The following is an 11,115-nucleotide window of genomic DNA, read 5'->3' as shown; positions in this document are numbered from 1 at the left end:
GCCGACGATATTGCCCAGCAGCAGAAGCCCCGCCAGCAGCGCAAGGCCCCCGGCGCCGGTCACGGTCAGCGCCATGCGCGCACCCTTGCGGGCATCGTTTCTGTGCGACCAGAAGCCGATCAGCAGAAACGACGACAGGCTCGTCAGCTCCCAGAACAGCCACAGGAGCAGCAGGTTGTTGGAGAGCGAGATGCCCACCATCGAGGCCATGAAGAGCATCAGGAAAGCGTAGAAACGCCCTACCCGCTCCTCCTTGGAGAGATAGAAATGGGCGTAGAGCAGAATCAGCAGGCCGATGCCGAGAATCAACAGGTTGAAGAGAAGCGACAGGCCGTCGAGACGAAGGGCCAGTGCCAGCCCAAGCTCCGGCAGCCACTCGGCGAAAAAGCGCAGCGGCTCATCGGCGCCGAGGGCGGGAACGAGCCCGAGGGTCAGGCCCAGTGCCACGGCAGGGGCGATGGCGGTGGCGAGCGAGCACGTCAGGCGGGAACGCCTGCCCGCCAAGACGGGCACCAGCACGCCCAGCAAGGGGAGTAGAGCAATCCAAAGCAGTGTCATCGGGGCATCCAGCACAAAAGGTGTCAACGTGGCCAGGCGCTTTCATGGCGCCTTCAGGCTAATTCAGTGTAAGCAAACCGCAGGAGGATACCACTTTAAGCCAGTCTTGCGGCTTTAGTCTTAGACCCGTGAGGGGATGAGCGCGGTAAGGGGCCGTAACCCCGCCAAGTCCGTGGACGTGAGACACGTTTGCGTCGCGGCTGCCGCGCAGGAATAATGCCCACGTTTTGACACGGCATCGCGCACGCGCGCCCAAGAGACTGCATACCCCATGAGCACTTCGCTTCGTACCTGGCAGGCGCGGTTCGAGAAACTGCGCAGCAACAAACTCTTCGAGACCTTCGTGATCGCCATCATCGTCGTCTCGGCGCTGGTGATCGGCGCGCGCACCTACGACGAGGTGAGCCGCTTCGAGCAGTGGCTCGCCTATCTCGATGTGGCCGTGACGCTGTTCTTTCTGGTCGAGATACTGATTCGCATGGCCGCCGAGCCGCGCCTGCGCGACTTCTTCAAGAAGGGCTGGAACATTTTCGACTTCCTGATCGTCACGGCGAGCCTCATCCCGATGGACGAGTCCGAGATGGTGCTGCTGGCGCGCCTTCTGCGCATCTTCCGCGTACTACGACTGGTGTCGATGATTCCGGAGCTTCAGATGCTGCTCTCGGCGCTGGTGAAGTCGATCCCGCGCATGGGCTACGTGGCGCTTCTGATGTTCATCATCTTCTATATCTACGCGGCGATCGGAAGCTTTCTGTTCCACACCGTGGACGAGCAGCTCTGGGGCAACATCGCGCTGGCCATGCTGACGCTCTTCCAGGTGGCGACCTTCGAGAGTTGGGCCACGGCGGTGCTCTACCCGACCATGGAGCAGTTTCCCTACGCCTGGATCTACTTTCTGACCTTCATCTTCCTCAACGCCTTCGTGTTCTTGAACATGATGATCGGCATCGTGCTCGACGTCATGCAGAAGGAGAGCGCCCAGATGGCGCTCGACAGCGGCGAGGGCGAGGAGGCGGAGCTCTCGGCACTGCGCGGCGACGTCAAGAGCTTGAAGGCGCAGCTCGACCGGATGGAAGCCGCGCTGACCCGTCAGGACGAGGGCGCGGGGAAGCCTTGAACACGCCCCCGGCCCACGGCCGGGGCGCGGTTCAGCGGGCAGAGAAGGCGTAGGTGAGCTTGCCGCGCTCGAAGAGGAGCTTGTCGAGCGCTTTCTGATCGAAGGCGTCGAGCTGGCCCATTTCCCGGGCGGTGAGCGGGCCGCTGGCGGTCTCGGCGATGACGGTCTCGCCAGGGACCTCGACCATTGCCCGGGCCGCGGCGGTCACGGCCTCGGCGTAACCCTCCTTCGTGGTCAGGTCGAACTCCTCGAGCGACAGGCGCTCGGCCAGCCACTGCCCCCAGTAGAACTCCAGAAACGGCGGCGGGGTGTCGGGCTTTGCATAGCCCACGCCGCGGGTGAAGTAGACCAGCGAGCGGTAGGGATCGTCCACCTGATGTGCCCGGCCCAGTTGCTCCGGTAGCGCCTCGACGCCGATCGGCCCGGCCGGCGCATCGAGCCACACCTGACGCTCGGCCTGCATCCTCTCCCAGAACGCCGCCATGTCGGCCAGGTCGCTGTAGTCGTCGGTGATGCGTACCGGCATCACGAACGACGCGCCCTGCACGTCGATGTAGTTGCTGAAGGTATGGTGGCCGTCGGTCAGGTAAAGCGCGCCGCCGGGGGCAATCACGGCAGTCTTCATGTCGCCGGGATGGGTGCCGAGGGTGTCGCTGCAGTCGAAGCTCGCCCGGTCGTCGAGGGTCGAGGCGTCGTCGAGGCGCGCAATTTCACCCTGGCCGCCCGTTTCGCAGTATTCATCGAAGAGCTTTTCGCGATCGAGGGCAAAGCGGCCCTGCTTGTAGTCCATCTGCCGGTAACCGAGCGCCGGCTGGGTCGGGTGCAGCTCGCCGAGCACGACCTCGCGGATCATCGGGGAGGGTGCCTCTTGCGCCCAAAGCGGAGTGGCGCTCAACAGCGCCAGCAGGCCAATTGTCTTCTTCATCGTCTCACTCATGCCGTTGCGGGTGGCGCTTATCCTGGCCAGAGAAGATGACAGGGGCATGACGGTGGGAGGGCGTCGGGAAAAGGCACCTCCCCAGGCGCGATTCCCCCCGGTCGAGCGCTTGCGTTCACCGCGAGGGCGCATGGCCTTGAGTTTTCGCCGCGATGGTTCTTGAATGGGCGTTTTAGCCACGCCAAGGTAAACGCATGCGCTCGGCACGAATCCTCCTCGCTCTCGCCGTGGGTCTGGCGGGGGTATTGACCGCGTTGGCCTCGACGGAGGCCTTCGAGCCGCGCCTGGTAAGGCTCGAAGCCCAGCGCGCGCTGCCCTCGATCGACGCCTCGCTCGCCCGCGAAGGCGCCGAGGTCAATGCGCTGTTTCTTCACTACTCCGATGCCCCGGCGCTGTGGATGAACGCGCACCTGGCGCTCGAGCGCTTCGGCCCCGCCGCCCGCGAGGCGCTGCTTGCCTACGCCTATCTTCCTGCCTTTCAGGAGATGCTCGCTCGCTTCGGGCCGGACGCGCTCTTGCCGATCATTTACTACCGCGAGCACGATGTGGCCACGCTCAAGGCCCGCCACTGGCTGGGGGAGCGCTACCGCGAGGCCCGCCGCTGGTGGAACGAGGCCGAGGGCGAGCCCGATGAGGACGAGAGTGAATGGAACGCCGACCAGCGCGGGCTGATGGGCATCGCGCTGCTGGCCGACGAAGGTCACGCGCTGTTGAATCAGTTCGTGATGGATGCCGACGGCGACATCCACTGGCTTCAAGGCGAGCGCATCGTCACAGGCCTTGGGGATTTCTTCACCGGCGGCGTGCGCGGCCTGGAAGGACGGTGGCGCCGGGACGAGGCGATCGGTGCCATGGATGTGGGCTGGGCCGGGGTCGATCTTTTGTTGATGGCGAGCACGGTGAAGGTACTGCGCGCCGGGCGCCTCGCCCGCGGCGCGCGGGTGGGAAGCGTCGAGGCCCGAGCGACGCAAACCGGGGTGCGCTCCGGGGCGCTTGCTGGCACCGCCCGCTTTGCCGCGCTGCCCAGAGCCGCCAGACTCGCCGCGCTCACCGCCACCGCCTACGTGGTGATCCGCCATCCGTCGCTGATCAGCGCGCTCGGCGCCAACGTCGCCCGCTGGCTCGGCCTGCCCGCCTGGCTTGGGCAGTTCGCGCTCTGGCTGGTCGTGCTGCTGCCGGCGCTGATCGTGCTGCGAGTTCTCTGGCGCTTCGTGCTGGCACCGCTTTCATGGGCCGTCGCGCTATTGCTGCGTCATTCGAAACGCCTGATTGAATAGCTCGACCCCGACCCTCTGCCCGCCGTTTTCGGAGAATTTGCCGCCAGACGATGGCCCTCATACCGTCGCGAAGCGCGGTCGAAGCGTGAAGCGCCAGAGCATCAAGGCCAGCGCGATCATCAGGGTGAGGCTCCATGGCGTCGATAGCGTCGGCGAGAGAATCATGGCCAGACTCACGCCCAGAAAGAGCACGCGTTCGAACCAGGAGAGCTTGCCGTTCATCCAGCCCATCAGGAAAACGGCCCAGGAGAAGGTGGCCAGCAGCATGCCGGCGGCGCCCACGCCGATCTCGAAAGCCGTGCCTTGCCAAAGCACGTTGGGATCATTGATGAAGCCGAAGGGAACGATGAAGATCACCAGCGAGTAGGCAAAGGCCAGAAGCCCGGTCTTGTTGGCATCGGAGTTGGCGATGCCGGCCGCCGCATAGGCGCACAGCGCCACCGGTGGCGTGACCATCGACAGTACGCAGTAGTAGAGCACGAAGAGGTTGGCGGCCAGACGATCGATGCCCAGATCCACCAGGGCGGGAACGAAGACCAGCGAGCCGATGATGTAGGCGGCCACGGTGGGAAGCCCCATTCCCATGATGATGCAGCCGACGATGACCAGCAGCAGGGAGAGATAGAGCTGGCCAGTGCCCGCGTCCGAGAGCAGGCTCACGAACTTGAGGGCGAGATTCGACTGGGTGGCAACGACCATCACCACGCCCACGGCGGCCAGTGGTGCTGAAATCCACGCCATCTGCTTGGCGGTATCGAGTACCGAATCGAACAACTGGTGCAGGCTGTAGCGGGTCGACTTGCGCAGCAGCGGCATGACGAGGGCGGTAACGGTACCCACCAGGGCGGCGTAGGGCGCGGAGTAGCCGATGATCAGGCAAGTGATCATCGCCACCGGCGCGAGCAGCAGGTGCAGGCGTGGCAGAACCGGAGCGATGTCCAGGAGCTCGGGTGGCACGTTGCCGATGCCGAAGCGGCGCGCGCGCAGGTCGACGATCACGTAGAGCGCGAAATAGAACGCTGCGGAAGGAATCAAGGCGGCGGCGGCGATCGTGCTGTAGGAGATGCCCATCATGTCCGCCATCACGAAAGCGGCCACCCCCATGATGGGTGGCATCAGTTGCCCGCCGGTCGAGGCGATCGCCTCCGTGGCCGCGGCCTGGTCCTTGGAGTAGCCGGCGCGGTTCATGATCGGAATGGTCAGCACCCCGGTCGATGTCGTGTTGGCGATCGCCGAGCCGGATACCATGCCGAACAGGGCGGAGCCTACCAGCGCCATCTTGGCCGCCCCTCCTTTGAGGCGCGCCGTCATGCGCATCGCCAGGTCGATGAACAGGGCGCCGCCACCGGTGAAGGTGAACACCGTGCCGAAAAGAACGAAATAGAACACGAAGTTGATCGCGGCGGTCGCCGTGACGCCGAAGATGCCATCGGTCTTCATGCTGATCAGCTCGGCCATCGTCGAGAGCGAGAAGCCCGGGAAGGCCATCCAGCCGGGAAAGTAGCCGCCGAAGTAGGCGTAGCCGAGAAACGCCAGCACGACCGCCAGCAGTGACCAGCCCACGGCACGGCGCACGGCTTCGAAGATCAGGGCGAGGCCTGCCACGTGCAAGAAGAGGTCGATGGGAAGGACCGGGTCGATCATCTCGAGGTGGCGCTCGAGCCGGCCGACCTCCAGGTGATAGATCCAGACGAAGGAGATCGATAGCGCAAGGCAGCCAAGATCGACCGTGCGCCCCAGCCAGCGCTTGACGCCCGGCCCCCAATCGAGCGGGTTGAAAGCGAAGATCAGCGCCACGGACATGTAGACGTGGAAAGTGACCGAAGCCAGGGGCGATGACGGATTGAAGAAGTGCCTGAGCAGATAGATGACATAGGTGAAAGAGAGGCCTATCTGCAGGACGCGCAGCAGCATCGGATAGGAAAGTAGGCCGGACGGTTTCAAGAGACGTACCTCGCAATGTCGCCGTGATGAACGCTTGGCGCCGCCGCAAGAGTCTGCAGCGGCGCCGTGGAGGGTGGGGCTGGGTATCGCTGGGACGTGACTAGTCGATCCAGCCACGCTCACGGTAGTAGCGGGCCGCACCGGGATGCAGTTCGAGCACCGCCTGGTCGGCCTGGGCGCCGGCTTCGGGGTCCCAGCCGGCTAGCGGCGGGAAGGCTTCGGCCAGCTGGTCGCGGGCTTCGACCATGGCCTGGGTGATCTGGTAGGCGATCTCGTCGTCCATGTCGGCGCCGACGATCAGGATGGTCGGGGTGTTGGAGGTGAGGTAGTCGCTGTCCAGGCCCTGGTAGCTGCCCTCCGGCAGAGTGATGCGTGGAACGCCCACCTCGGTCATGTGATCGAGCACGCCATCGGACATGGGAACGAAGACCAGATCGCTGGTGAGCGCCAGCTCCTGCATGGTGGCCTGGCCGATCGGGGCGTTCTCGATATACACGTCCGCCGTGCCGTCGCGCATCATCTGGGCGATCTGGGCGGTACTGATCTGATTGATCACCCCGCGACTGCGCATCTCGTCGAGGCTGGTACCCAAGGCTTCGAACATGTGGTCGGCGAGAATCGGCACCTGGGAGCCGGTCGGCTTGAGAACGAACCGCGGAGGCCGCTCGGCGTTGACCATGTCATCGAAGCTGGTCTGTCCCGTTCGCTCGACGTAGGCGCGTCGGGCGGCGACGGTGACATAGGCAGCCTGTAGTCCACCGATCAGCGTTCGCAGGTTTTCTGCGGCACGGCCTTCGAACTCCTCGCCGATGCCGTCACGAGCCCAGAGCGCTGCGCTGGCGCTGGCGAAACCGATATCCGCCGAACCCTGGCCTACGGCGAGCGGGTTCATCATGCCGCCGCCTCGTGGCAGCACGTCGGCACTTAGTGAGTAATTTCCCTGGGAGCGATTAATGATGTCGCCTACGGCGGAGCCATAGGCGTACCAGCCGGTGCCGGGGTCCTGCGAGATGATCCGCACCGTGGCGTCTTCGGCCAAGGCCGAGAAAGAAGTGGCGGCCAGCAGGGTGGCTAGCGCGGCGGCTTTGAAATGCTTCATTTCTCCTCCCAAGCGCCTTTGAAGGCGCTGAAAATTATTGTGTATGTGGGCTTGGCGTGAGTAGTAGCGCTGAGGTGATCCGATAGCGATGCAGTCAAGACGTGCTCAGCCGCAGGAAACAAGCGGGCCGTCAATCCGAGCGAGCGTTCAGGAGATTGCAGAGTGACGACTTGAATCACTAATGTGTATTAAGTGATTGAATCGTGCATTTATACTTTTGGTTATGCGACTAAAGCCACTCCGTCGATTGGTCTGTTTTTTTATATACGAAACATGGTGCTAGGATTATTAGAGCTGATTCTAGAATGAAGGGAGGAATGTTTTTCGAATGTTTGGATAACCTGATCATATAGAAATGATCGCTTTGATCAGTGCGTGTTCGAGCCTTGGAATATTTGCAAGCCGGGCTGCTCCTTGCTGCCAACCCGGCTGGAATCGATCAAAGCGGCGTCTTGCTCGCTTCCCCCGGAACCTCGCGCACCAGCCGCGGCATCAGAAAGCCCGGCAGGTGGCTGCGCAGCCGCGCTACCAGCGTGCGCGCCTCATCATCCGGTACGTCGAAGTGCGCCGCGCCCTGGACCGGGTCGAGCACGTGCAGGTAGTAGGGCAGGATGCCGGCCTCGAATAGCCGTTCAGAAAGCGCGGCCAGCGTGGCCAAGTCGTCGTTGACGCCGCGCAGCAGCACGCTCTGGTTCAGAAGCGTCACCCCGGCATGTTTGAGCCGCAGGCAGGCATCGACCACCGCCTGGTCGATTTCGTTGGCGTGGTTGATGTGCAGCACCATGACCTTTTGCAGCCGCGTGGCTTTGAGCCAGCCGAGCAGGGCATCGTCGACGCGGTCGGGGATCACCACCGGCAGGCGGGTGTGGATGCGCAGGCGCTTGAGGTGGGGGATGGCTTCGAGCTCGCCGACCAGCCAGCCAAGCTGGCGGTCGCTCGCCGCCAACGGGTCGCCGCCGGAGAGGATCGCTTCATGGATGCTGTCGTCACCGCGCAGGTAGTCGAGCGCCTCCTGCCACTGGGCGCGGGACGGCGAGTTGTCGGCGTAGGGGAAGTGGCGGCGAAAGCAGTAGCGGCAGTTCACCGCGCAGGCGGGGCTCGCGATCAGCAGCACGCGGCCTGCGTACTTGTGGATCAGCCCCCTGGCGGGGCGGTGCTGCGCCTCTTCCAGCGGGTCGAGCACGTAGCCCGCGGCGCTTTGCGCCTCCTCCCCCAGCGGCAGTACCTGGCGCAGCAGCGGGTCGTCGGGCGCCTGGCGGGTGATGCGGGCAAGGTAGGCTTCCGGCACGCGTACCTCGAACAGCGCGTGGCCGGCCCGGGCGCCGTCGAGCAGACGGGTGTCGAGCCCCAGGCGCTCGAACAGTTGGCGGGGGTCGCGAATGGCGCCGGAGAGCTGGCGCTGCCAGGGAGTGGGTGCGTCGGCGCCGGGCTCGAGGCGGGCCGCGGCAATCATCATGTTCTCCTGCAAAAAAGAGCTCCTTCGGGTTATCATGCGCCCACTTGATGAAAAGCGCTTGCCCGGCAAGCGCTTTTGCGCGCTTACTCCAGCAACGGATGATCGAGAGACGATATGGCGAACTATTCTACCAATGAATTCAAGGGCGGTTTGAAAGTAATGCTCGACGGCGATCCCTGCTCGATCGTCGAGAACGAGCTGGTCAAGCCGGGCAAGGGTCAGGCCTTCAACCGCGTGAAGCTGCGCAACCTGATGACCGGTCGCGTCGGCGAGCGTACCTTCAAGTCCGGCGACTCCTTGGAAGGGGCCGACGTCATGGATCTGGAGATGGAGTACCTCTACACCGATGGCGACATGTGGCACTTCATGAAGACCGACGGCTCCTTCGAGCAGTACGCGGTCGAGAAGAAGGCCCTCGGCGAAACCGAGAAGTGGCTCAAGGAGCAGGTGCCCTACACCATCACCCTGTGGAACGACAAGGCGATCTCGGTGACGCCGCCGAACTTCATCGAGCTCGAGGTGGTGGAAACCGATCCGGGCCTCAAGGGCGACACCGCCCAGGGCGGCTCCAAGCCGGCCACGCTCTCCTCCGGTGCGGTGGTGCGCGTGCCGCTGTTCATCAACCAGGGCGAAGTGCTCAAGGTCGACACACGCTCCGGCGAGTACGTTTCCCGCGCCTGATCGGGCGCCTGCAGCCGGTCAGGGCTGACGGGCTTTCAAGGCCACGCTGCGGCGTGGCCTTTTCATTGGGAGTGACACGATGACCATCGAGTGGCGTCCTACCGCCGAGATCGAGACGCTCAAGGCCCGGGCGATGCTCATGGCCCGGGCGCGGGCGTTCTTCGCCGAGCGTGACGTGCTGGAGGTAGAAACCCCGGTGCTGGGCCAGGGCGGCAGTACCGACGTGCACCTGGTATCGCTCTCGACCCGGGCGCGTACCGACACGGGCCAGCGCACGCTGTGGCTGCAGACCTCGCCGGAATTCCACATGAAGCGCCTGCTCGCGGCAGGCAGCGGGCCGATCTTCCAGCTCGCCAGGAGCTTTCGCGACGGCGAAGTGGGAGGGCGCCACAACATCGAGTTCACCATGCTCGAGTGGTACCGGCCGGGGATGTCGCTCGAGGCGTTGATCGACGAAACCGCCGCGCTGGTAAGCGCGGTGGCACCGCACCTGGCAAGGCCGGTGACACGCTACCGCTACCGGGCGCTGTTTCACGAGCATCTGGCGGTCGACCCGTTCACCACGTCGCTGGAGACCCTGCGCCGCCTGGCCGCCGAGCGGGGCCAGATGTCGCCCCGGAGCCTGGCCGACGAGAGCCGCGAGACCTGCCTCGATCTCTTGATGGGCTTGGTGATCGAGCCGACCCTGGGGCGCGACGAGCTCTCCGTGGTGGTGGACTACCCGGCGAGCCAGGCGGCGCTCGCCAGGCGTCATCAGGACGAGGACGGGCAGTGGGTGGCCTCGCGCTTCGAACTCTATCTCGACGGGGTGGAGCTCGCCAATGGCTACGACGAGCTGACCGATGCCGATGAGCAGCGCCTGCGCTTCGAGCAGGACAACCAGGCGCGTCGCCGCCTGGGCTTTCAGGAAGTGGACGTGGACGAGCGCCTGCTGGCAGCGCTCGAGCATGGCATGCCCGAAGGCGCGGGGGTGGCGCTGGGGCTGGATCGGCTGATCCAGCTCGCCCTCGGCCAGGCGCGCCTGGAGGACGTGCTGGCCTTCGCCACGCCGCGCTGCTGAGTCAGGCGCGGATGCGCTTGAGCAGAAACACCAGCGGTACCGCCGCGAGGTAGATCAGTCCCAGCCAGGTGAAGATGTCGTTGAAGGCGAGCACTTGGGCCTGCTGGGCGACGCGCTGGGCGATCAGGCCGATCGCCGCCTGGTGCGCGTCGGCGACGGCGCCCGTCAGCAGCGCCTCGTACTGGGCGATTTCCGCCACCACCACCTCGCGGCCGGTGTCGATGGCCGGAATCAGCTGGTTCCAGTGAAAGTCCTCGCGGATGTCGCGCACCGTATCGAGCAGCGCCAGCCCCATGGCGCCGCCCAGGTTGCGCATCACGTTGAAGAGCCCGCTGGCGTTGCCCACCTCCGCCGGGGGGAGGGTGCCGAGCGCGATGCGCGAGGCGGGGATGATGCACATGATCAGCCCCATGCCGCGCACCACCTGGGGCAGGCAGAACTGCCAGAAGCCGGACTCGACGGTGAGATTGGCGTTCATCATCGTGCCGACCCCGACCAGCAGGAAACCGAAGAACAGCAACAGGCGCAGATCCACGTGGTTGGTCGCCTTGCCCACCAGCGGCGCGCAGAAGAACATCGTCATCCCGGTGACGAACATCACCTGGCCGATCTGCAGGCTCGAGTAGCCGCGCACGTAGCCGAAGAACAGCGGCATGATGTAGACCAGCCCGTAAAGCGCGATGCCGATGATGAAGCCCATGCCCGCGCCGATGGCGAAGTTGCGGTTGGCGAAGGCGCGCAGATCGACGATCGGGTGTGAGCTTCTCAGCGTGCGAACGAAGAACCACGCGCCAGCGGCGACACACAAGAGGCTGAACGCGACGATCTCGCGGCTTGCGAACCAGTCATCCCCCGGGCCCTCTTCCAGCACGAACTCCAGCGAGCCGAGAAACAGCGCGATCAGCGCCAGCCCGATCACGTCGAGCCGGCGCGCCAGCGCGTGGTCGGGTTTGTCGATGTCGAGAAAACTCCAGGCCGCCCAGCAC

10 protein-coding genes are annotated in these 11,115 nt (G+C 64.7%); 4 read left to right on the top strand and 6 right to left on the bottom strand.

The annotated features are described in order from the left end of the window. Positions 1 to 558, bottom strand: a 558-nt coding sequence (locus BIS11_RS03875; protein ID WP_301286407.1) for a proton-conducting transporter membrane subunit, incomplete at its 3' end; no start/stop codon positions are given. A gap of 271 nt (positions 559 to 829) precedes the next feature. Between BIS11_RS03875 and BIS11_RS03870 the strand changes: the two genes are divergently transcribed. Continuing rightward, positions 830 to 1,675: an ion transporter gene (locus BIS11_RS03870; protein WP_253419770.1), complete on the top strand. Its 846-nt coding sequence runs from the start codon at positions 830 to 832 to the stop codon at positions 1,673 to 1,675. Between the two features lie 31 nt (positions 1,676 to 1,706). Here the strand turns inward: BIS11_RS03870 and BIS11_RS03865 are convergent, their stop codons facing one another. After that, positions 1,707 to 2,600, bottom strand: coding sequence for a ParB/Srx family N-terminal domain-containing protein (locus BIS11_RS03865; protein WP_253419767.1), 894 nt, complete (start codon positions 2,598 to 2,600; stop codon positions 1,707 to 1,709). A gap of 206 nt (positions 2,601 to 2,806) precedes the next feature. On the opposite strand from BIS11_RS03865, the gene BIS11_RS03860 reads away from it, so the two are divergent. Next, the gene (locus BIS11_RS03860; RefSeq protein WP_253419764.1) at positions 2,807 to 3,889 is read left to right on the top strand and encodes a hypothetical protein; all 1,083 of its coding nucleotides are present in this window, start codon (positions 2,807 to 2,809) and stop codon (positions 3,887 to 3,889) included. A 57-nt stretch (positions 3,890 to 3,946) separates the two neighbouring features. On the opposite strand, the gene BIS11_RS03855 is transcribed toward BIS11_RS03860, so the two are convergent. The 3 genes from BIS11_RS03855 to epmB all read right to left on the bottom strand — a co-directional run bounded on the left by BIS11_RS03855 (position 3,947) and on the right by epmB (position 8,388). After that, the gene (locus tag BIS11_RS03855; protein WP_253419761.1) at positions 3,947 to 5,833 is read right to left on the bottom strand and encodes a TRAP transporter fused permease subunit; all 1,887 of its coding nucleotides are present in this window, start codon (positions 5,831 to 5,833) and stop codon (positions 3,947 to 3,949) included. A gap of 100 nt (positions 5,834 to 5,933) precedes the next feature. Beyond that, positions 5,934 to 6,932, bottom strand: coding sequence for a TAXI family TRAP transporter solute-binding subunit (locus BIS11_RS03850; protein ID WP_253419758.1), 999 nt, complete (start codon positions 6,930 to 6,932; stop codon positions 5,934 to 5,936). Between the two features lie 439 nt (positions 6,933 to 7,371). Then, positions 7,372 to 8,388, bottom strand: coding sequence for an EF-P beta-lysylation protein EpmB (epmB, locus tag BIS11_RS03845; RefSeq protein WP_253585749.1), 1,017 nt, complete (start codon positions 8,386 to 8,388; stop codon positions 7,372 to 7,374). 114 nt (positions 8,389 to 8,502) lie between these two features. Between epmB and efp the strand changes: the two genes are divergently transcribed. Both efp and epmA read left to right on the top strand, forming a co-directional pair. Then, positions 8,503 to 9,069 (top strand): elongation factor P, encoded by a 567-nt coding sequence (gene efp / locus BIS11_RS03840; RefSeq protein WP_253426394.1) that lies wholly within the window; start codon positions 8,503 to 8,505, stop codon positions 9,067 to 9,069. 79 nt (positions 9,070 to 9,148) lie between these two features. Next, entirely contained in the window at positions 9,149 to 10,129 is a 981-nt protein-coding gene (epmA, locus tag BIS11_RS03835; protein WP_253426392.1) for an EF-P lysine aminoacylase EpmA, read from the top strand. A 1-nt stretch (position 10,130) separates the two neighbouring features. On the opposite strand, the gene BIS11_RS03830 is transcribed toward epmA, so the two are convergent. After that, positions 10,131 to 11,115: DHA2 family efflux MFS transporter permease subunit (locus BIS11_RS03830; RefSeq protein ID WP_253585748.1), on the bottom strand; the 985-nt coding region annotated here is incomplete at its 5' end.

The organism is Halomonas sp. 707D4 (assembly GCF_024158685.1).
Lineage (GTDB): Bacteria > Pseudomonadota > Gammaproteobacteria > Pseudomonadales > Halomonadaceae > Vreelandella.
Note: the sequence above shows the minus strand (reverse complement) of the source record. Positions and strands in the feature narration are given on the sequence as shown.